The organism is Streptomyces sp. NPDC053542, from assembly GCF_044544685.1.
In the GTDB taxonomy this organism is placed as follows: domain Bacteria; phylum Actinomycetota; class Actinomycetes; order Streptomycetales; family Streptomycetaceae; genus Streptomyces.
Window position 1 is genome coordinate 704,291 of sequence record NZ_JBITXL010000003.1, and the last position, 21,556, is coordinate 725,846.

A 21,556-nucleotide genomic window follows, 5' to 3' on the forward strand; every position below is an offset into this window, starting at 1 on the left:
TTGACCCTGAACGACATGTCGGTGCTCACATGTCGGTGATCGGGTCCAGTCACGGGCTCTCCGCGCACAGGCTCCCCGCATGTCGGTGATCAGATCGGCGGGGCTGCGGGGCTTCCGTGCGACGGTGGCCGAGCTGGGCGGCGACGCCGAGGAGTACGCCACGGCCGCCGGGCTGCCCGTCGCCGCGCTCGACGCCGACGACCTCCTGGTCGACGACCAGGCCGTGACGAGGGTGCTGGAGCTCGCCGCCGCCGGGCTGGACCGCCCCGACCTCGGGCTGCGCGTCGCGGCCCGGCAGGACTTCGGCATGCTCGGCGCGCTGGCCCTGGCCATCCAGCACTCCCCCACCGTCGCCGACGCGCTCGAGTGCACCTCGCGCTACCTCTTCGTGCACGCGCAGGCCCTCAGCCTCACCCTCGAACCCGACCCGTACGACGCGCCGGGCATCGCGGCGCTCCGCTACGGCCCGCACCCCGGCCTCGCCGCCCCTGTGCAGGGCACCGACCTGGGCCTCGGCTTCCTGCACCGCGCGATCCAGTTCCTCGTCGACGGCCCCTACGGACTGCGCACCGTCGAGCTCCCGTACCGCCCCGCCGCTCCGCTCGCCACGTACGAGGAGTTCTTCGGCGCCCCCGTACGCGTCGCCCGTCCGGCCGCCCTGCTCCGCGTACCGAAGAGCCTCGGCGACCGGCCGCTCGCGGGCGGCGACGAACACCTCCGCCGGCTCGCCCTGGCGTTCCTCGCCGAACAGGCACCGGACGAACGGGCCGATATCGTCCTCCGGGTGCGCGGCGCGGTGCAGCAGTCCCTGGGCACCACCCCGCCCGACATCGGTGCCGTGGCGCGGCTGCTCAGCGTCCACCCGCGCACGCTGCAGCGGCGGCTGCGCGCCGAGGGCACGACGTACGCCGCGATCCTCGACGACGTGCGCCGCCAGGCGGCGCGCCACTACCTCACGGGCACCGCCATCCCGATGACCCAGATCGCCGCCCTCCTCGGCCTCTCCGAACAGTCGGCCCTGACCCGCTGCTGCCGGCGGTGGTGGGGGCTGTCGCCGACGGGGGTACGGCGCGGGGACGGGCTTCCGGAGTCTCCGGAGCTCCCGGAGCTTCCGGAGCTCCCGGAGGGGCGTACGGGCTGACCTCGGGTCGCGCGCAGAGGCCCAGCACCTGTCGCGCAGAGGTAAGCCTCTGTCGCGCAGAGTCAAGCCACGGGCAGCGCTTCACGGGCAGACTGGTGCGGCCGGAAAGATCACCGAAGCCCCGCAGTCCCTCCCGGAGGAGTCCCATGTCTGCCGCCGCCCTCTCCCCGTACCGTTTCGCCGGCGGTACCGCGGTCCTGACCGGCGCGGCCGGCGGCATGGGCGAGCAGCTGGCCTACGGTCTCGCGGCGCGCGGCAGCGGTCTCGTCCTCATCGACCGGGACGCCGACCGGCTGGCGGCGGTCGCCGGCAAGGTACGCGCCGACCACCCGCACCTGACCGTCGACACCCATGTCGCCGACCTCGCGGACACCGACGGCCTGGACGCCCTCGTCACGCGGATCACCGAGGCCCACCCCCGCATCACGCTGCTGATCAACAACGCCGGGGTGGCACTCGGCGGCCGCTTCGAGCAGCTGACGGCCGAAGAGTTCGACTGGGTGCTGGCCGTCAACTTCCGCGCCCCGGTGGCCCTCACCCGCCTCTTCCTCCCGCATCTCCTGCGCTCCCCCGGCAGCCACATCGTCAACGTCTCCAGCCTCTTCGGGCTGATCGCGCCGCCCGGCCAGTCGGCGTACGCCGCCAGCAAGTTCGCGCTGCGCGGCTTCAGCGAGTCGCTCCGCCACGAGCTCGCCGGCCGCGCCACCGGGGTCACCACCGTCCACCCCGGCGGCATCCGCACCCGTATCGCCGAGAACGCCCGCGTGGCCGCCGCGGCCGACCCGGCCGAGTCCCGCGCGGGCAAGGAGAGCTTCGCCAAGCTGCTGACCTACCCGGCCGACAAGGCCGCCGAGCAGATCCTGGCGGGCATCCGCACCCGCAGGCCGCGGGTCCTGATCGCCGCCTCCGCCGTCGTCCCCGACGTGCTGGCCCGCCTCTTCCCCGCCTCGTACATGAGCGTCATGAACCGCCTCCGCCCGTCGACGGCGCGCCGCGGGCGGTAGCGGGCGCAGCCTCGTCAGCCGCTCCCGTACTTGGCGGCGTACTTCCGGGCGATCTCCAGCTGCTCGCGTTCCATCCACTCCGCGGCGGCCAGCATGTCCGGCAGCGACTTCCGCTCGGTCGTCACGGCGCGGAACAGCCGCCCGACCGTGACCTCGTGGTCCGGGCGGTCCACCACCTCGACCGGATCGCCGGGGCTGCACTCCCCCGGCTCGATGACGCGCAGCATCGCCCCCGGGGAGCCCGCGAGCGTGAACCGCCGCAGCCAGCCCTTCTCGGCGAGCCGGCCCGCGAACGTACGGCACGGGATGCGGCCGCCCGTCACCTCCAGCACGACCCCGTCCCCGACCCGCCACCGCTCGCCGACCAGCGCCTCACGCAGGTCCATCGCCACGGTGGTGAGGTTCTCCCCGAAGGCGCCGTTGGCCAGCGGCCGCCCCAGCTCGTCCTCCCACGAGTCCAGGTCCTCCCGGGCGAACGCGTAGACGGCCCGGTCGTCGCCGCCGTGGTACCGCAGGTCGCAGACCGTGTCCCCGGCCACGCCGCTCGCCCCGACCCCGGCCGGCCCGGGGGCCGTCACCCGCACCGGCCCGGCCACCGGCTGCTTGTCGATACCGGTCTTTCCGGACGGCGCGTCGGTGTAGTCGACCGCCTTCGCCGCCCCGGCATTCACACTGAGGATCTTCATAAACCGAATCTAGGCTCTAACGGGATCATTGGGTCGCAGTCGGGCGGCGCACTCATGCGCCGCCGCACGGTTATCCACAGGCTCAGTACCCTCGATTGCAGTGCTCATCCCGACTTGATAGATATGACTCCACTTAAGACGACAGTCGTCCAGCCCGGCGGGGGGAGCCTGATGAAGTTCGACATGGGAGCGCAGACGCTGTCGACGCTGCAGTCGAAGTCGCGTGGGTCGAGTGAGGATCTGGGGACGCTGATCCGGCAGCTGGTGGATGCCGCGGCGCCACTGGAGGGCAAGTTCAACGGTTCGGGCAAGGCCGCCTTCGACCAGTTCAAGGCACGCTCGGACGAGATCGCCGCCGCCCTGCAGAGTTCCCTGTCGGCAATCCTGGGCGGTCAGTCGGGGATGGATTCGGCGTTCAGCTCCGGTGACCAGGAGCACGGGGACAACGCACGGCAGCAGATGTCGGCGGCCAATTTCGACGCGGCGCGCTTCGGCGGCCGCTGAGCTGTTTCCTCGGCCCGCGGGAGTGGGCCGACTTCTGTAACGGGGAGTGAGTGTTCATGGGTGCAGGCCAGGATCGCCGTTCGTACGACACGGGCGCTTCCGCGGATGCGCAGGGCAATATCCAGACGGTGATCGCGCGGCTGGAGCAGGTGATCACGGCGCGCGACGGTCAGGTGAAGGCGGCGATGGCGGACTTCACGGCCGATGGTGTGGCGGATGAGTACCACGGCAAGGAGCTGCGCTGGAACCGTGCCTCGCAGGAGGTCAAGAACATCATCCAGCTGCTGAAGACGACGCTGGAGAAGAACGACGGCACCGCGCAGCACACGCTGTCCCGGGCCAAGGCCGCGGTCGACAACATCGGCTGACGCCTTTTCTGTGGCGCGGGCAGGCAACGGGGAGCTGGGTAGGCATGGCGGGCTGGGACCTGCATCCGCAGGGCATTTCGGGTGTGCTGAAAACGACCGGTGAATTCGCCGGAAAAATCGAGGAACACGCGAAGGCGTACGGGGACCATCTGCAGTCCGCGGCGACCAGCGCGGGCACGATCACCGCCGAGGGCGGAGCACACGGCGGCGGTCAGGGCGGCAAGGGCGGGGAAAAGGCCGCCGGCGGCCTGGTGGCGCTGGCGCTCTCGCAATTCGCCGAACACACCACCAACGACCTGAAATTCATCGCCGCCCGGGCGGGCAAGTCCCTCACGGGCGCGGTGGAGGCCACCACCGCCTATCTCAACGGCGACCTGGACATGGCCGCGGACGCCCAGCGCAAGGCCCTCGGCGTACCGGACCTGGACCCGAAGAAGCCAGGGGTGCAGTCCGCATGAAGATCGAGCTGAAGCCGGACCAGATTCCGCAGTACACCGGTGATCTGGCGCAGCTGGAGAAGGACCATGCCGCGCTGAAGACGGATGCCGGGCATATCCGCACCACCGGCTCGGATGTCCACTCCCATTTCCAGGGCCTGTCGGCGTACTACAAGGCGCCGGAGGCGGAGCAGCTCTTCGCGACCACCAAGCCGGTACAGGACCGGGCCGACGGCTTCGCCGACAGCCTGGAGACGGTCGCCTCCGCCCTCTCCTCCTACGCCGACGAAATCCGCCCGCTGGTCCCGAAACTCGCGGAGCTGAAGACCAAGGCGCAGAACTTCATCCGCGACCACAAGGACGACGAGGACGGGGACTACGACGAGGATCTGATCGCCGAGCACAATCAGATCCGGGATGACATCACCGCCACCGTGGCCGCCTTCTGGGCGGCGGAGCGGACCTGCCACAACAAGATCACCGCCTTGTGGGGCGGGACGCAGATGGTGGCCGGGGACGGCTCGGACAAGAAGAACCAGTACGGCTTCAACGCCGAGGACATGAAGAACGCCAAACTCCCCTGGGGCGACCCGGTGGAGGAGAAGCACCACTGGTACGAGGTCGGCCACTGGGTGAAGTCCTTCGTGTGGGACGGCCTGATCGTCGACGGCATCTGGGGCACCATCAAGGGCCTGGGCACCCTGGTGGGCTTCGGCGGCTGGGACGCGATGGGACAGGCATGGAAGGGCCTGGCCCAGCTGGCCACCGGCCTGGCCATCACCTCCATCCCCGGCGTCGGCACCGCCTTCTGGGCGCTGCCGGAGGACAAGCTCCCCTCCTGGCTGCGGGATTCGCGCACCGCGATGAAGGAGACCGGCAAGGCCCTGGTGGCCTGGGACGAGTGGGGCAAGAACCCGGGGCGGGCGGCGGGTGCGGTCACCTTCAACGTCGTCACGACCATCTTCACCGGGGGTGCGGGCGGCGCGGCGGCCGGTGCGGGCAAGGCGGGCGCGGTCGCCAAGGCCCTCTCGGTGGCCGGCAAGGCGGGCAAGGTCATCGACCCGATGACCTATGTCGCCAAGGGCGCGGGCGCCGGCCTCTCCAAGATCGGCGACATCACGAAGGGCCTGAAGGGGATCGGCAATGTCGACATCCCCAAGCTCCCCGACGGCTCGGTCCAGCTCCCCGACGGCCGCCTCCTGGACCCCAACGGCAACCTCATCGCCACGAACGGCACCATCGAGACCACCCCGATCCCCCACGAACCACTCCCCGGCACGACGACCCTCCCGAAGTCCTGGACCATCGACCAACCGGCGATGTCGGCCGCCCACGCGGCCCCGGACACCCACATCCCGGCCCACCCCGCCCCGCACGCCCCCGGCCACGACCTGCCACCCACCGGCCCACACACCCCCGCCCACGACGCACCGCCCCTCGGCAACCCGCACACCCCCGACACCCCGCACACCCCCGGTCACGACGGCCCCGGCACGCACGGGCACGACGGCTCACCGGGCGGCCACGCCGACGACGCGACCACCCACGGCGACGACGCAAGCGGCCACGGCGACGACACGGCGCACCCCGGCGACCATCCGGACCCCGGCGACCACGCGGACCTCGGCGACCATCCGGGCCTCGGGCATGACGCGGCGGACGCCGCCGCGCACCACGGCACCGACGCACCAGCCGCCTCGGGCCACGGAGGTACGGACGTACCGGGCAGCAGCGCCGGGGAGCCGTTCGAGTACAAGCCGCACGTGTCCGCGGACGAATTCGACCAGCTCACGGACGCCGAGAAGCACGCGGTGGCCCAGGCCGAGCTGGCCCACGGCACAAATCCCGCGCCCAGCGTCACCGACGAAGCGGGGCTCCGTTACGGCAACGCGTACTGGGACGACTTCATGGACCAGGTCCCCACCTCGTCCAAGGAGTCGTTGGTGACCTACACCGGGAGCGCCTACCACCAGATCAACGGGCACCTGCGCTTCGGGGACGACGTGCCCGACTCGATCACACACACCATCGATGAGATGGACAAGGTCATGGGCGCCCGCCCCGTGCCCGAGAACATCATGGTCGTCCGCGGCACCGGCATCGACCACCTCAACCTGGACTCACCGCTGGACATGGAGGGCCGCGTCTTCGACGACAAGGCGTACACCTCCACGGCGCTCGGCAAGAAGCCGCCGCCCCCCTTCGACCAGAAGCCCGTGTACATGCATCTGCGGGTGCCGCAGGGCACGCCGGCCCTCTGGCTGGAGCACATCACGCAGGTCAAGGGCGAACGGGAACTGCTCCTCGCCCGCGGCAGCGAGTACAAGGTGACGCGCGTCTTCATGGACGAAGCGGACGGCAAGTGGCACGTCTACGGTGAGGTTCTGCCGAGGCCGTAGGGCCGCAGCCTCGTCGCCGACCAGCTGGAAATTAAGGAATGTGGACGTCATGAGCAGCGATCGACCGATCAACCCGCGCTTTGCCGAGGACCTGCGGTTCAACCAGGTGTCCGGCCCCGCCACGTACAACCGGGAGACCAGCGGACCGGTCGCGTACCTGAACGTCGCCGACGCGGCGGGTTCGGTGATCGGGTACGTCTGGGGCAACGACGGTGACGACGCGGCCGGCTGGGTCGTACCCGCTGGGCTCACGGCCGGCCAGGTGAACGCGGGCGCATCATGGCTTCGGGCGCTGCGCGGCGGCAAGGCCCGGGGGCTCGCGCCCACGGCGCTCCTCGCGGAGCTGGCCCAGGGCGCGAACGACAACAAGCTGAGCCATGCTGTCCGCGGTTCCCTCACCGAGGCCCCGTCACTCGCCGCCCTCAAGGAACTGGCCGGCGAGAGCTGAGCCCCTGGGTATGAGGAACATGTCCGATCCCGTGCACTACATCAGCGCCGCCACACCCGACGGGCAGGTCATGGGGTACGCCTGGGCCGACGCCGCCGAGGTCGGCTGGGTGGACCGCAAGGCGAGCAGTATGGACGCCTACAAGGCAGGGCTGGAGTGGTACGACGCCAAGGTGCGTGCGGCGCGGGAACGCGGCGTCGCGCCCCGGGACGTCCTCGGCCTCCTCAGCCGCGAGCCCGGTGCCGGCCCCGTCACCGCCGCCCCCGATGTGGCCGCGATCGAGGAGCTCGCCCGTACGGTCACCCCGGCCGACGACCAGCGCCTGACCGCCGCGCTCGACCGGGACAACGCGGCGGCCTGGCGCGAGTTCGTCGACGCCTTCGAGGCGCTGACGGACGAGGACCGGAAGGTCGAGTGGGGCGGGGGTCAGAAGGACGCCGACGGCGTGATCCAGATGCCCTATCCCCGTTACAGCAAGGCGCTGTTGTACGCCGTCAGCACGCTGCGAGGCGTCGGTGCCCTCACGACCGAGTACCGGTGGTCGGCCAACCCCCTGCCCCAGCTGTCGCCGGACGGACGCCTGTCAGCGGCCGATGCCGTCCGCGCGGCCATGGCGGTGGTTCTCGGGGAGCGGATCAGCGACGGGAAGATCGACCAGGCATTGAAGAGTGGCCTCCTGGACGCCGCCGTCCAGTCGCTCCGCACCTGGTACGAGGCAAACAGCACAACGCAGACCCCGTAAGCCCGGCAGCCCGGCCGGTGCGCCGGCGGCCGCTCGCGTATATCGCGCTGATTCCCGTGCCGGGGGCCCGCTGGGTGTACTGCTTACTCGGCCATGCCATATGTTCCAGGGACCAACACGACCGACACAACGGACGACGAGACGTATGGCACGGGATTACGACAGCCAGCTTCTGGAGTCGGTGGCGGTGCGCCGGCGCAGGATGCGGGACGCGCTGCTGTTCGGTGCGCAGCGGGCGCGGCGGACGGCGGACGAGCGGATCGGCAAGATGTTCGCCGGCATCGCCATCGCCGCCGTGCTGTGCGCGGGCTGCGTCGGATGGTCCTTCCTCCAGCACACGCTCGCGCAGCAGAAGGCCGAGCAGGAGAAACAGCAGCGGCAGGAACAGCAGTATGAACAGCCGGCGAAGCAGTAGAAGAGACCCGGGGAATCCGGGAAGAGTGGGAGAGTTTCGGTAATTTCGTGCCGATAACTCGGGGGGATAAAGGGGGAATTCGGCGTACCGGTGGTGGAATTCCGCACAAAAGGGAATGGGCGGGGCGCCAGTAACATGGGAACGCCGAACAGGCCCGTGTCCTCAACGTCGCGACGATAGGTTCCCGTAAGTGGTGAGCACAGCAACGACATCCCGGGCGCAACTCAGCCGGGTGACCTTGGTCGGCGAGCGACGCCGGGCCGACATCGTCCTGCCCTCCGACACCCCGATAGGGCAGCTGCTGCCGGACATCCTGCAGCTGCTCGACGACCGGGCCGCGTCGCGGCCGATGACCCGGCAGCTGATCACGGCGGACGGGTCCGCGCTGCCGCACGACAGCACGCTGTCGTCCGCGGAGATCGCGGACGGCGCCGTGCTCCGGCTCGTCCGGGCCCACTCCGCGCCGCCGGCCCCCGTCGTGCACGACGTCACCGACCTGGTCGCCGACGACCTGGACCTGCAGACCTGGCGCTGGCGGCCCGCCGCGCGCCGGGTCAGCGCGGGCGTGGCGACGGTCGCCTTCACGCTGGTCGCCGCGCTGCTCGCGCGCCGCGAGTTCGCGCTCGACGCGCTCGTGGGCGTACTGGTCGCGATCACGCTCGTACTCCTCGCGGCCGGCGCGCTCGTCGCGAAGATCGGGCAGGGCAACCGCGGGCTCGCCACGGCGCTGCTGCTCGCCTCCGGCGGCCTCGGCGTCCTCACCGCCTGGACCGCCGCCGACGCCTACGACTGGTCGGGGACCACGCGGCTGGCCGCCGTCGGCGGCGCGCTCGTCGTGACGCTGGCGCTCCTCGGGTACTTCTCGCCGCTCGGCCGCGGCGGGCTCATCGGCGCCGCTGCCTCCGCCGGGATCGCCGTGCTGTGGGAGGCGGTCGCCGCCCTCCAGGACGACCCGGTGCGGCTCGGTGCCGTGCTGGCGGTGTGCTCCGTGATCCTGCTCGGCCTGCTGCCGCGGCTCGCCCTGATGGCCTCCGGGCTCACCGCGCTCGACGACCGCCGCTCCGGCGGCACGTCCGTCAGCCGCCACCAGGTGGGCAACGCGCTCGCGGCCACCCACCGCGGCCTCGCCCTCGCGACGATCGTCACCGCGGCCTCCGCGGTGGCCGGCGGCTGGCTGCTCACCACGGCCGCGACGCCGACCGTGTGGACCGTGGCGCTGCCCGCGCTGGTGGCCCTGGTGCTGCTCTCCAGGGCGCGCGCCTTCCCGCTGGTGGCCGAGGTCGTGGCGCTGTTCGCCGCCGCGGCGGTCCTCGTCGTGCGGCTGGTCGTGGTGTGGCTGGACCACGCCGGGGGCGCCGGGCCGTTCGTCGTGCTGTGCGCGGCGGCGGTGCTGCCGCTGCTCGTACTGGCGGTGCAGCCGCCCGAGCACGTGCAGGTCCGGCTGCGGCGCGTGGCCGACCTGGTCGAATCCATCGGCGTGATCGGGCTCTTCCCGCTCGCGGTCGGCGCGTTCGGCGTGTACGGACAGCTGCTCAACAAGTTCTGAAGGGCTGACATGCCGAACGGAGACAACTGGCAGGGCGATGTGCTGCGCGACCTGCGCGGCGGGGCGACCTCGTCTCAGGACGGGGGCGCGCCCCAGCCCCCAACGCAGCAGGCCGCGTCCCAGCCCGCGGCGCAGCAGGGCGCGCCCCAGCCCGCAGCGCCCCAGCCGGGCGCCCAGCAGCAGTACCCGCAAGCAGCCCCGTACCAGCAGGCGCCCCAGTACCAGCAGACGCCTCAGTACCAGCAGACGCCCCGGCACGACCAAGCACAGCCGTACCCGCAGCAGACGCCCCAGTACGACCAGCCGCAGCAGTACCAGCAGCAGCTCCCCCCGCAAACCGCCTACGCCCCGGGCGCGAGCCCGCACCGCACCCCCGACTCCCGCCCCGTCGTGGACAAGGGCCTCGCCCGCGCCGGGCGCAAGCCGCGGCACGGCGAGTCGTTCGCCGCCCGCGCCACCCGCAATCTGCGGCGCACCGTCTCCTCCTCCGCCGCGCGCGAGGTCGCCGGGGCCACCGCCACCGCCGAGGTCCTCCAGCAGCCGGTGACCACCGGCCGGCAGATCGCCGTGACCTCCATCCGGGGCGGCTCCGGCAAGTCGACCGTCGCCGCGCTGCTCGGCACCACGTACGCGCACTACCGGCAGGACCCGGTGCTGCTCGTCGAGGCCGACCCGTCGCTCGGCTCGCTGCCGCTGCGGCTCGGCGCCGAGGCGCTGCGCTGGACCACCGGCGACCTGGCGGGCATCGTCGAGCCGCAGATGTCGCTGCTGGACGTCACCGGGTACCTCGTCCAGCTGCCCAACAACGCCTGGCTGCTGCCCGGCAGCCAGGGGCAGATCGGCGCGATGCTGGAGACCCGGGCGTACGAGCGGGTCATGGTCTCGCTGCGCCGGTACTTCGGCGTGACGGTCGTGGACTGCGAGACGCTGCCCGCCGAGGTCGCCCGCGTGGCGCTCTCCGCCGCCCAGGCCCGCGTCCTGACCGCGCCCGCCACGCTGGAGGGCATCACCAGTACGTACTCCGTGCTCCAGTGGATGCAGGGGCTGCCGCCGCACGTCATCGCCGGCACGGTCGTCGTCCTCAGCGAGCTCGTCCCGCACTCCGGCCTCGACCTCGACGAGGCGGTCAAGCAGCTGGAGTCCACCGGAGCGACCGTCCGGACCCTGCCGTACGACCGGCATCTCGCGGCCGGCGGCACGATCCGTACCGAACTCCTCGCGCACTCCACCAGGGAAGCCGCCACCCGCCTCGCCGCGGACGCGTTCCGGCTCTCCCAGCAGCGCCACTGATCCCCATGGCGCCACTGATCCCCATGCCAAGCCCGACCGTGAGTGACGGACGCCGATGAGTACCCGACTGATCCACCGCCCGGCCAGGACCGCGCGGCCCCAGGCCGCGCCCGAGGCACGCGTCATCGAGGCCCCGCCCAACCTCCCCGAGGGCAAGTCGGGCAACGTCGCGATGTCGCTGCTGCCCGTCGCGGGCGTCCTGTCGTCCGTCGTGATGATGACGGTCGTCCGCAACAGCCAGTTCGCCGGGCTCGGCGCGATCATCGTCGTCGTCACCCTCATCGGCACGCTCGGCCTCGCCTTCTCGCAGCGCGGCAAGGCCCAGCGCACCCGCCGCACCCAGCGCGAGGCGTACCTCGCCTACCTGGAGGACCTGCGCGAGGAGCTGTCCCGCGAGGAGCGCGAGCGGCGCGAGCAGGCCGACGTGCTGAATCCGCCGCCGGACGCGCTGTACGACATCGTGCGCGACCCGGCGCGGCTGTGGGAGCGCCGCCGGCTGGACGGGGACTTCCTGCGGGTGCGCGTCGGCACGGGCGAGATGCCGGTCCGCGATCTGACGGTCGCCCAGCAGGGATCGTCCGTCCTCACGCCGCCCGACCGCTTCATGCTCAACGAGGCGTCGGCGCTGATGGACCGCTTCCGTACCGGCACCGAACTCCCGCTCACCGTCCCGCTCGACCGGGTCGGCAACATCAGCGTCGTCGGCCCGCGCGAGGACTGCCTGCGCGTCGCCCGCGCGCTGCTCGTGCAGGCCGCCGCGACGCACGCGCCGGACGACGTGGCGATGGCGCTGGCGGTACCGGGCGACCGGCTCCCCGAGTGGGAGTGGGCCAAGTGGCTGCCGCATCTGCTGGACACCGAGCAGTTCGACGGCCCGGTGGCGGCCCGCCGGATCGCCCCCTCGGCACCCCAGCTCGCCCGGCAGATCGGCCCCGAGCTGCGCCGCCGCGCCTCGTACGCGGCCGAGGTGCGCCGCGGCCTGTCCAACAGGGACGCGCTGGCCATGACCTCCCGGCTGCTCGTGGTGTCCGACGGGCACGGCGAGGACGCCGTCGACCTGCCGCGCCCGGACGACGCGGTCGGCCTGCGCGACATGGGCGTCACCGTCCTGCACCTGCTGGAGCAGCGGGTCCAGGAGCCCGGCCAGGTCAGCGTGCGGATCACGGTGAACGGCGACCAGGTCGTGATCGAGGACCTGCGCGAGCAGGAGCCGATCAGCGCGCACGGCACGGTGGACGAGGTCAGCGTCCCGTTCGCCGAGGGCCTGGCGCGGATGCTCGCGCCGCTGCGGCTGTCCGCCGAGTCGCTCGTGGACGCCCCGCTGTCCGGTCCCGTCGACTTCGCCGAGCTGCTCGGCATCGACGACGTGGCGCAGCTGGACCTGTCGCGGCTGTGGGCGCCGCGCGGCGAGCGGGCCTTCCTCCGCGTACCGATCGGCATCAGCGACTCCCACGAGCCGGTGCTGCTGGACCTCAAGGAGTCCTCCGAGCTGGGCATGGGCCCGCACGGCCTGTGCGTCGGCGCGACCGGTTCCGGCAAGTCGGAGCTGCTGCGCACGCTCGTACTGGCGCTGGTCGCCACCCACCCGCCGGAGGACCTGGCGCTGGTCCTGGTCGACTACAAGGGCGGCGCGACCTTCGCGCCGTTCGCGGACCTGCCGCACGTCGCCGGTGTCATCACCAACCTGGAGAACCAGGCCGGCCTGGTCGAGCGCGTGCACGCCTCGCTCGCCGGTGAGGTCAAGCGCCGCCAGCAGGTGCTCAAGGACGCGGGCAACGTCGCCGACATCGGGCACTACGCCACGCTGCGCGCCGAGAAGCGCCCCGACCTGGACCCGCTGCCGCACCTCTTCGTCGTCATCGACGAGTTCGGCGAACTGCTCACCGCCAAGCCGGACTTCATCGACCTGTTCCTCTCCATCGGCCGCATCGGCCGCTCCATCGGCGTCCACCTGCTGCTCTCCAGCCAGCGCATCGAGGGCGGCAAGCTCAAGGGCCTGGACACCTACCTCTCGTACCGGCTCGGCCTGCGCACCTTCTCCGCCGACGAGTCCCGTACGGTCCTGGACACCACGGACGCCTTCCACCTCCCGCCGCTGCCCGGCTTCGGTTACCTGAAGGTCGACACCAGCCACTACGAGCGCTTCAAGGCGAGCTACGTCTCCGGCGCCTACCGCGGGCCCGTGCAGCGCGCCGAGGACGAGGACACCGGACCGCTGGCCCTGGAGTACGCGGCGTACAACACCCTCGCCGAGCCGGACAGCTCCGCCGAGCAGCAGCCGCAGATGCGCCGCCGCGAGACCGGCCCGACCGAGATGGGCGTCATGGTCGGCCAGCTGGAGGGCGCCGCCGACCCGGTACGCCGCATCTGGCTGCCGCCGCTGCCCGCCGCCATCGCCCTGGACAAGGCCGCGGGCCCGGTGGAGGTCGGCGCGCGCGGCATGCAGCTCGCTGCCCGGCGCGGTCCCCTCCAGGTCCCGCTCGGCCTCCTCGACGACCCGACCAAGCAGTGGCAGGGCCAGTACGTCCTGGACCTCACGGTCGCCGGCGGGCACGCCGCGGTCATCGGCGGCCCGGCCTCCGGCAAGACGACCCTGCTGCGCACCCTCGCGCTCTCGGTCGCGCTGACCCACACCCCCCAGGAAGTCGGCATCTACGGCCTGGACCTGGTCGGCGGCGGCCTCCAGGCGCTGTCGGGCCTGCCGCACGTGGGCGGCGTCGCGGGCCGCGCCGACCGCGAGCGCGCGGGCCGCACGGTCGAAGAAGTACGCAACATGCTGGCCCTGCGCGAGGACCTCTTCCGCGAGCACGGCATCGACTCCGTCGACCAGCTCCGCACGCTGCACGCCGCGGGCCGCCTCCCGCAGCTCGCCTCCGCGGAGATCGTCCTCGTCATCGACGGATTCGGCGCGCTGCGCGACGACTTCGAGCAGCTGGACGAGGCCGTCGCCGACATCCTCAAGCGGGGCAGCGGTTACGGCATCCACGTCGTCGCGGGCATGACCCGCTGGAACGACGTCCGCATCGCCACGCAGTCGCACTTCGGCGCCCGCGTCGAGCTCCGGCTCAACGACCCCAGCGAGTCCAGCATCGACCGCAAGCTCGCCGAGACCCTCTCCCCCGACGAGCCCGGCCGCGTCCTGACCGACGGCAAGCTCTTCGCGCAGATCGCGCTGCCGCGCACGGACGGGCTGGCCGACACCGCGGAGCTGGGCGCGGTCCTGGAGCGTACGGCCCGTACGGTCCGCGCCACGTGGAGCGGTGAAGTGGCCCAGCCGGTACGGGTCCTGCCGCGCGTCCTGGAGCCGCACCTGCTGCCCGGCCCGGCCGCCGAGCCCCAGCGGGTCCCGATCGGCCTGGACCAGACGGCCCTGGCGCCCGTCCTGCTCGACCTCTTCCAGCACGACCAGCACCTGCTGATCCTGGGCGACAGCGAGTGCGGCAAGACCAACCTCCTCAAGACCGTCGCGCAGGGCCTCATCGAGCGCTACGGCGAGGAGGAGCTGGTCTTCGCGGTCATGGACCCGCGGCGCGGGCTGCGCGGTGCGATCCCCGAGGAGTTCCGCGGCGGCTACGCGTACAACCCCAAGATGTGCGCGGGCCTCGCCCACGGCGTCGCCTCGCAGCTGGAGAAGCGGCTGCCGGGCGACGGCACGGACGTCGAGGACCTGGAGCCGGGCAGCTGGGGCGGCGGCCCGCGGATCGTCGTCCTCGTCGACGACTACGACGTGCTGACGACGGCCGGCCAGGCCCCCCTCGAACCCTTCCTGCCCTACATCCCCTCCGCGGCCGACATCGGCCTGCACTTCGTCCTGACGCGCCGCGTCGCGGGCGCCTCGCGCGGCATGTACGAGCCGCTGATGCTGAGCCTGCGCGAGTCGGGCGCCTCGGCGCTCCTGATGTCGGGCGACCGCAGCGAGGGCCAGCTGTTCCCCGGTACGTACGCGTCCCTGCAGCCGCCGGGGCGTGGCGTGTTCATGCAGCGGGGCCGGCCGAACCGGCTGATTCAGACGGTGTACACGGAGGGGTGACGGGCCGCCCGCACGCCCTCCCCGCGATCACTACTACGACTACGACCAGGAACCGGACGGCCCCATGACCAAGGACGTCATCGCCCTCACCCACAAGATGCCGGACCCGCTGACCGTGCTCGCGGGCCTGCTCTCCGGCGGCCCCGACAAGCTGGTCGGGACGACGGGCGAGGACGCCGTCGTGCAGCTCTGCGACGCCGAGGGCCGCCCCCTCGTCTCCATCGAGGCCCCGATCCTGGTCCAGGTCGAGGGCGAGGCCGAACGCCTGCTCGGCACCACCCCGCCGCCCGTCCCCTTCTGGTGGACGGAGGCCCGCGCCACGACCGGCGTCGGGGAGGCCGAGCGGCTCGCGGGCACCTTCTCCGCGCGGCTCGCCTCCCTGTCCGGCGGCTCCGCCTGGCCGCCGGAGGCCGCGCGCTCGCTCGCCGTCGTGGAGACCGACGGGGTGAGCGTCGCGCCCACGCCGGCGGCCGCCCAGCCCGCCGTCGACGTGCTCACCGACAAGGCCGCCGTCATCATCCAGGACCGCCCGGTGATCGCCATGACGGCCTGGCTCTCGGACGCGTTCCGGGCCGCCGCCAACGCCGAACTGGGCCTCCAGATCGTCACCGGCCCGGGCGCCACCCTCTCCCCCGCGGTACGCAACAGCCTCCCCGGCTGGCCGTCCCGCTGGGTCGTGCAGGACGAACGGGACGGCTACTACGACGGCCTGTCCGGCGCCGTACTCCGCTTCCAGAACGGCCTGTTCTCCCCGGTCGAGGGGCCGGGCGCCACCCCCGAGGACGCCCGTACCCCGCTGGCCGCCACCTTCCAGGAGGTCGCCGACACCGGCGAACGCCAGCTGGCCGTCTCCTTCCGCACCGTCCACCCCGCCGACGACCGCCTGGTACTCGGCGGCGCCCTGGAAGCGGTATGGCGCGAGCTGACCGGCGAGCCCCCGGCCGGCTGGGGCACCGCCGAACCCGCCAACCTCCCCTGGTCACTGCGCGGGCTCACCGACCTGGCCCACGACCGCGCCCCCGAACCGACCTGGCTCGTGGTCGTCGGCACCCCGGACCGCCCCGGCCTGGCCACGGTCCGCATCAACCGCACGACGGCCGGCATCGAGGAGGACATCACCCTCGCCTTCGGCTACGGCCCCGACGAGGAACCCCCGCTGGACGCCCTCCCCCGGGCCGCGGAGGTACTGGCCACCCGCCACCACCTCCAGTCCATGCTGGTCCAGCTCCGCAAGGCCCGCCGCGACCTGGCCGTCCCGCCCCGCTTCGAGGGCCCCGGCGTCCCGCTGGCCTTCGTACTGGGCGCGGAGGAGGTCCGCGCGATGCCCGGCGACCGCGCCCGCCGCACCCCCCTCGCCGAGCCCCCCGTCCAACTCGGCCCGAAGACCCGCCCGGCCCTTTACTACCCCCTCCCCGGCGACCCGTCCGACCTCTCGGGCTGGCAGGACTTCGAACGCTTGATGCGGCATTTGAAGGGGGCGTGAGGGGCGCCGGGTACGGGCCCGGCGGCCCTGCGGCTTGTTGGCAAGCTTGCAGCTGTGCGGGTCACACCTTGACCGCCGCAAGCTTCTCCGGGTTGCGGACGCAGTAGATCGCCGTCACGACACCCCCGCGCACCTCGACCGAGGTCACCTGATCGAGCTTGCCGTCGATGCGTACGACAACAGCGTGCATCCCGTTGTAGGCACCGACACGGACGTCGAGTTCGCCCATACGGGCGCCCTTGTCCAACAGCCCGAGCAGCAGCCTGGAGACCTTGTCGGGACCGACCACCGGGCGCCGCCCCGCGTTCACGACCCCGCCGCCGTCGGCCAGGAACACCACGTCCGGTGCGAGCAGGTCCATGAGGCCCTGGACGTCCCCGGTAGCGGCCGCCGCCAGGAACCGCTCGACGACCGGCTGTGCCTCGGCAGGCGAGGCGACCGCGCTCTGCCGCCTCGCCCGCACGCTGTTCCGCGCCCGCTGATTCAACTGCCGCACCGCCGCCTCGGACTTGCCCACCGCGGCCGCGATCTCCGCGTACTCGAACCCGAACACCTCGCGCAGCACGAACACCGCGCGCTGACTGGGCGTCAGGGCCTCCAGCACCAGCAGCATCGCGGTGGTCACGGCCTCGCCGGTGAGTACATGGTCGATACCGTCGGGTGCGTCGCCGCCGGCGGCGGTCACCAGCGGCTCGGGCAGCCACGGCCCCACGTACTGCTCCCGGCGGCGGACTGCCGACCGCAGCACGCCGAGCGCCTGCCGGGTGACGATCCGCGCCAGATAGGCCCGCGTGTTCTCCACCGAGGCGTGATCCACCGAACGCCACCGCAGGTAGCTGTCCTGCAGCACGTCTTCGGCGTCGGCCACCGACCCGAGGATCTCGTAGGCGATCGAGAACAGCAGGGGCCGGTGCTCCGTGAACTCATGTACCGGATCCGGCTGTTCGGTCACTTCTGGCCCCGCATGGGTCACTTCTGGCCCCGCAGCCAGGCGTAAGTGGCGGTGCGAGCACCGAACTTCGCGAACCGACAGATCCGCTCCTTGACCACGGCCGCGCCACGCCCCGCGAAGTAGACCCGCCGTACGGTGTCGTCCCTGCGGCTGACCTGCAGCACTGCATCCCGCCGCCCCAGACTCAACGCCTGTCCGGTGTACCCCATGGAGTACGGCTCGGGCTGCCGACCTTGGATCATCCGCGCCAGCGTATCCGCCGCGTGCGCCCCCTGCGGCAGGGCCGTCGCACAGGCCGCCCGAGCCCCGGGGACCGCCGCGCAGTCCCCGACAACAAAGATCCGCGGATCGCTCACACTCCGCAAATACTCATCGACCACCGCCCGCCCGTCGCTCTCCACCGCAAGCCCACTACGGGCCGCCAGCTCCGGCACGCTCCCGATAACGGCCCACAACGTGAGGTCCGAGCCAACCGACGCCCCCGACCGCAGAAGCACCTCCCCCGGGTCAATCCGCTCGACGGAGTCCTCAACGACCTCCACACCCAAGCGATCCAGACCAGCGCGCACCCGCTTCCGCGCCCCCGCCGACAGACTCCCGGCGATCGCCGTCCCCACAAGCCGCACGCGAAGGTCGGGCCGACCGAAGGCGATCTCGGCTGCCGTCTCAACCCCCGTCAGCCCACCTCCGACAACGGTGACGACCCTCCCACCGCCCAACCCGGCCAACGCGCCCCGCGCCTCCTCAGCCCCCTCCCAAGTACCCACGGGAACGGCCCCCGCCAACGGCGCGACGGTACTCCCCACCGCAAGCACCAGATAGTCGAAGTCGACCCGCGCCCCGCCGTCATCGAGGGCGACCTGCCCGTCGCCGATCTTCTCCACGGCGCCCACTCGTGTGTCGATCCCGTCCCGCAACATCGACGCCAGCGGAGTCGCCGCTTCCCCGGTCCCAGCAACCTGCTCGTGCAGCCGCACCCGCTCCACGAACTCCGACCGGGGATTGACCACCGTAATCTCCGCGGCCTTCACCTTCCCGGCCACCCGATTGGCCGCGATCACCCCCGCGTACCCGGCCCCCACCACCACGACCTTCATGTGCGCACCTCCTGTTGCGGATCCAGTCCACACACGGGATGCACCCCACCTCATCCCTGTGACGGGCACGCCGAGTGACCTGCATCACACACAAAAAGGCCGTCCGCCCCGCGCATGGCCGGCGAGAGACAAGAGGCCCCCGACCTGTGGTCGGGGGCCTCTTTCAAGTAGCGGGGACAGGATTTGAACCTGCGACCTCTGGGTTATGAGCCCAGCGAGCTACCGAGCTGCTCCACCCCGCGTCGGTGGGCCTCACTCTACGGCATGCCTGGTGGCGCCGATGCACAGGGCAATCGTGGGCGTTCGCCTCAGGCGCTCCGATGGTATTGCCATCGACACGCCGCAGTGAGCAGATCCATGATCCAGGCATCGGGTGATCCGCCCGCGATCTCCGCCCACATGTTGACGCCGGCCTCGGCGAATGCCGCGAGTGCCGCAGGAGTAAGCCCTGTGCCAGGAGGAGATCTGGGCGGCGCACGCACTGTTCGTGGACGGTCGCGGATCGGGTCGATCGCCCTGGACCGATTCCGGTGGCGACCCGATAGGGCCTGCTTCACCGGTCGGTCGTTGTGCACGACGCGCACGGATCCTTCCATTTCCTGTACTGCCGCAATCCGACTCCGGCGTTATGGGGCACTTTCCTTCCGGCCTGCATGAGGCATGGCAGGGGGCGGCAGACTGTGCGCTTATCCCTGCGCGGGCGATGTGCGGGCGAAGTGCGGGGCGGGGGAAGGACGTTCGTGGTCGTTGAGCAGCGCCGGGTGGGCAACCTTCCGGCGGCGAGGACGAAGATGGTGGGCCGCCGTACCGAGCTGGCGGACATCGGGCGGCTGTTCGCGGGAGCCGCGCGGCTGGTGACGCTCACAGGGGTCGGCGGGGTGGGCAAGACCCGGCTCGCTCTGGAGGCCGCGGCCGGGCTGCAACCCCGATTCCGGGACGGGGCGTGGCTGGTGGAACTGTCGCCACTGCGCCAGGGCGGGCTGCTGGCGCACACCATCGCCGACGCGCTGCCGCTGGCCGACCAGACCACCCGTCCGATGATCGACGTACTGGCCGACTACCTCGCCGACCGTGAGCTGCTGCTCGTCCTGGACACCTGCGAGCATCTGACCGACGAGTGCGCGCTGACCGTCCAGTCGCTGACACGGGCCGCGCCGGGCCTGCGAATCCTGGCCACCAGCCGCCGCACCCTGAACGCCCCGGGTGAAGAGGTGTGCACGGTCGAGCCGCTGCCGGTCCCGGCGACCGACGACCCCGTGGCAGCGCAGGCGGATGCGGTGGTACTGCTGGCCGAGCGCGCCGCCCAGAGCATCCCCGGCTTCGAGGCCACCGACGCCGGCCGGGCGGAGCTGATCGGCCTCAGCCGACGCCTGGACGGCCTCCCGCTCGCCATCGAACTGGCAGCGGCGCGGCTGGGCGAGCTGTCCGTACGGGAGCTGACCGACCGCCTGGACGACCGGTTCGCCGTCCTGGGCGAGACCGAGCAGGTTGTGTACGGGACCGAGCCCCCCTGGCATCAGGCCCTGCGGACCGCGATCGGCTGGAGCCACCAGCTGTGCAGCCCGGCCGAACGGCTGCTGTGGGCCCGGCTGTCGGTGTTCGCCGGGACCTTCGACGCCGAGGCGGCCCGCATGGTGTGCGCGGATGCGCATCTGGCCGCCGAGCGCATCACCGGCCTGCTGGCCGCGCTGGTCGACAAGTCGATCCTGACCTGGCGGCCCACCGGCGGCGGGGAGCGGTACGGGATGCTCGACACCCTCCGCGAATACGGCGCCGGCTGGCTGCGCCGGCTCGGCGAGGAAGGCGCGCTCCGCCGCCGGCACCGAGACTGCTACCGGGCACTGGCCCTGCGGGCGGAGGCTGCCTGGATGGGCCCTGACCAGATCGCCTGGTACGAGCGGACGTCCGCCGACCACGCCAATTTCCGTGCCGTGCTGGACTTCTGCCTGGGCGAGGGCGAGGACGAACACACCGCGCTGGAGATCGCCGGTGCGCTGTGGTTCTTCTGGCACGCCTGCGGCTTCCAGCGCGAAGGCCGCCACTACCTCGACCGCGCCCTCCAGCGCTGCCCGAAGCCGGGTCCGTCCCGCAGCAAGGCACTGTGGGCCTGCGGCGCGATCGTGCTGCAGCAGGGCGACCGCGACGCGGGCTTACGGCTGGGAAAGGAGTTCCGGGCCGAGGCGGAGGCGGCGGGCAGCCAGGCCATGCTGGTCGCCGCCGCCTTCCTCGACGGCGCGTACTTCATGATGGGTGAAAACCCCGCGCAGGCAGCCGCGGTGTTCGAGGCGGCGCCGTACACCCAGGATCACGGCGGTGCGTACCTCGGGGCGCGCCTTCTGACGTGGCTGAGCCACACGTTCACCCACACGAGCCTGGGGAAATACGCGGACGCCGCCGCGGCAACCGATGTCCTGCGCGCGGAGTGCGACACGCGCGGCGAACGGTGGATCCGGGCCTACGCCGACTACGTACAGGGGCTGGCGGCGTACGGCCTCGGCCGACTGGACCAGGCCGCCACGCACGCCCGCACGGCCCTGGAGGGCAAGGTCCTGCTCCACGACAGCCTCGGCATCGCCCTGGTCATCGACCTGCTGGCCTCGCTGGCCGCCGGCTCCGGACGGGGCGAGCGGGCGGCCCGGCTGCTCGGCATCGGCCAGCAGATCTGGAACACCATCGGCCGCTCCCAGATCGGCTTCCCCGATCTCGTCGCCGCCCGCGAAGCCTGCGAACGCCAAGCACGCGAGACCGCCGGGGACACCGCGTACGAGACCGCCTTCCGCAAAGGCATGGAGGACAGCCTCGACGACGGCATCGCCTACGCCCTGCACCAGACCTGACCCCGCAGACGAACGCCCGCCCGGGCCGGGCCGGGTGCGGCCCATGATCAGACACGCCCTATGTACGTCGCGCCATCGGCGCGGAAGACGTGGTGCTCGGAGTCGGTGATGCCGTTGGCGGGCTGGGCGTACACGAGGGGCTTCACCGAGTCGACCCGCCAGCCGGTCTCCTCCTCG

17 protein-coding genes, 1 tRNA gene and 1 pseudogene are annotated in these 21,556 nt (G+C 72.0%); 14 read left to right on the forward strand and 5 right to left on the reverse strand.

Annotated elements, in window-relative coordinates:
- Nucleotides 1-79: 79 nt before the first annotated feature.
- Nucleotides 80-1,141: an AraC family transcriptional regulator gene (locus ACIGXO_RS11015; protein WP_399783447.1), complete on the forward strand. Its 1,062-nt coding sequence runs from the start codon at nt 80-82 to the stop codon at nt 1,139-1,141.
- A 146-nt stretch (nt 1,142-1,287) separates the two neighbouring features.
- The gene (locus tag ACIGXO_RS11020) at nt 1,288-2,145 is read left to right on the forward strand and encodes an SDR family NAD(P)-dependent oxidoreductase (protein WP_399783450.1); all 858 of its coding nucleotides are present in this window, start codon (nt 1,288-1,290) and stop codon (nt 2,143-2,145) included.
- Between the two features lie 14 nt (nt 2,146-2,159).
- Here ACIGXO_RS11020 and ACIGXO_RS11025 read toward each other — a convergent pair whose 3' ends face one another.
- On the reverse strand, nt 2,160-2,831 hold the full coding sequence (locus tag ACIGXO_RS11025; protein ID WP_399783453.1) for an MOSC domain-containing protein: 672 nt from the start codon (nt 2,829-2,831) through the stop codon (nt 2,160-2,162).
- A 171-nt stretch (nt 2,832-3,002) separates the two neighbouring features.
- Here ACIGXO_RS11025 and ACIGXO_RS11030 point away from each other — a divergent pair, with 171 nt between their 5' ends.
- The 11 genes from ACIGXO_RS11030 (at nt 3,003) to ACIGXO_RS11080 (ending at nt 16,493) form a co-directional block, all read left to right on the forward strand.
- Nucleotides 3,003-3,335, forward strand: a complete 333-nt coding sequence (locus ACIGXO_RS11030; protein ID WP_399783456.1) for a hypothetical protein — start codon at nt 3,003-3,005, stop codon at nt 3,333-3,335.
- 56 nt (nt 3,336-3,391) lie between these two features.
- On the forward strand, nt 3,392-3,703 hold the full coding sequence (locus ACIGXO_RS11035) for a pore-forming ESAT-6 family protein (RefSeq protein WP_399783459.1): 312 nt from the start codon (nt 3,392-3,394) through the stop codon (nt 3,701-3,703).
- Between the two features lie 44 nt (nt 3,704-3,747).
- A complete protein-coding gene (locus tag ACIGXO_RS11040; protein WP_399783462.1) occupies nt 3,748-4,161 on the forward strand; it encodes a DUF6507 family protein in 414 nt (137 codons plus the stop codon).
- Entirely contained in the window at nt 4,158-6,539 is a 2,382-nt protein-coding gene (locus ACIGXO_RS11045) for an ADP-ribosyltransferase (RefSeq protein ID WP_399783465.1), read from the forward strand. Before ACIGXO_RS11040 ends, ACIGXO_RS11045 begins: the two co-directional genes overlap by 4 nt.
- Before the next feature lie 49 nt (nt 6,540-6,588).
- On the forward strand, nt 6,589-6,987 hold the full coding sequence (locus ACIGXO_RS11050; RefSeq protein ID WP_399783467.1) for a hypothetical protein: 399 nt from the start codon (nt 6,589-6,591) through the stop codon (nt 6,985-6,987).
- 19 nt (nt 6,988-7,006) lie between these two features.
- Entirely contained in the window at nt 7,007-7,729 is a 723-nt protein-coding gene (locus ACIGXO_RS11055) for a DUF6508 domain-containing protein (protein ID WP_399783470.1), read from the forward strand.
- A 145-nt stretch (nt 7,730-7,874) separates the two neighbouring features.
- Nucleotides 7,875-8,144 carry a hypothetical protein gene (locus ACIGXO_RS11060; RefSeq protein ID WP_399783473.1) on the forward strand — a complete coding sequence of 90 codons (270 nt, stop codon included), beginning with the start codon at nt 7,875-7,877 and terminating at the stop codon, nt 8,142-8,144.
- 190 nt (nt 8,145-8,334) lie between these two features.
- Entirely contained in the window at nt 8,335-9,690 is a 1,356-nt protein-coding gene (eccD, locus tag ACIGXO_RS11065) for a type VII secretion integral membrane protein EccD (RefSeq protein ID WP_399783476.1), read from the forward strand.
- Between the two features lie 9 nt (nt 9,691-9,699).
- Nucleotides 9,700-10,980, forward strand: coding sequence for a MinD/ParA family protein (locus ACIGXO_RS11070; protein WP_399783479.1), 1,281 nt, complete (start codon nt 9,700-9,702; stop codon nt 10,978-10,980).
- A gap of 55 nt (nt 10,981-11,035) precedes the next feature.
- Nucleotides 11,036-15,010, forward strand: coding sequence for a type VII secretion protein EccCa (eccCa, locus tag ACIGXO_RS11075; RefSeq protein ID WP_399783482.1), 3,975 nt, complete (start codon nt 11,036-11,038; stop codon nt 15,008-15,010).
- Nucleotides 15,011-15,074: 64 nt separating this feature from the next.
- Nucleotides 15,075-16,493: a DUF6177 family protein gene (locus ACIGXO_RS11080; RefSeq protein ID WP_399783485.1), complete on the forward strand. Its 1,419-nt coding sequence runs from the start codon at nt 15,075-15,077 to the stop codon at nt 16,491-16,493.
- Nucleotides 16,494-16,554: 61 nt separating this feature from the next.
- On the opposite strand, the gene ACIGXO_RS11085 is transcribed toward ACIGXO_RS11080, so the two are convergent.
- The 3 genes from ACIGXO_RS11085 to ACIGXO_RS11095 all read right to left on the reverse strand — a co-directional run bounded on the left by ACIGXO_RS11085 (nt 16,555) and on the right by ACIGXO_RS11095 (nt 18,784).
- Complete coding sequence (locus tag ACIGXO_RS11085; RefSeq protein WP_399783487.1) at nt 16,555-17,445, reverse strand: RNA polymerase sigma-70 factor; 891 nt, start codon at nt 17,443-17,445, stop codon at nt 16,555-16,557.
- A 17-nt stretch (nt 17,446-17,462) separates the two neighbouring features.
- Entirely contained in the window at nt 17,463-18,542 is a 1,080-nt protein-coding gene (locus ACIGXO_RS11090) for an NAD(P)/FAD-dependent oxidoreductase (RefSeq protein ID WP_399783490.1), read from the reverse strand.
- A 168-nt stretch (nt 18,543-18,710) separates the two neighbouring features.
- Nucleotides 18,711-18,784, reverse strand: a tRNA-Met gene (locus ACIGXO_RS11095).
- Nucleotides 18,785-19,282: 498 nt separating this feature from the next.
- Between ACIGXO_RS11095 and ACIGXO_RS11100 the strand changes: the two genes are divergently transcribed.
- A complete protein-coding gene (locus ACIGXO_RS11100; RefSeq protein WP_399783493.1) occupies nt 19,283-21,379 on the forward strand; it encodes an ATP-binding protein in 2,097 nt (698 codons plus the stop codon).
- A 56-nt stretch (nt 21,380-21,435) separates the two neighbouring features.
- On the opposite strand, the pseudogene ACIGXO_RS11105 reads toward ACIGXO_RS11100, so the two are convergent.
- Nucleotides 21,436-21,555 (reverse strand): annotated as a pseudogene (locus ACIGXO_RS11105) (NUDIX hydrolase); the annotation flags it as partial.
- Nucleotide 21,556: the final 1 nt, after the last annotated feature.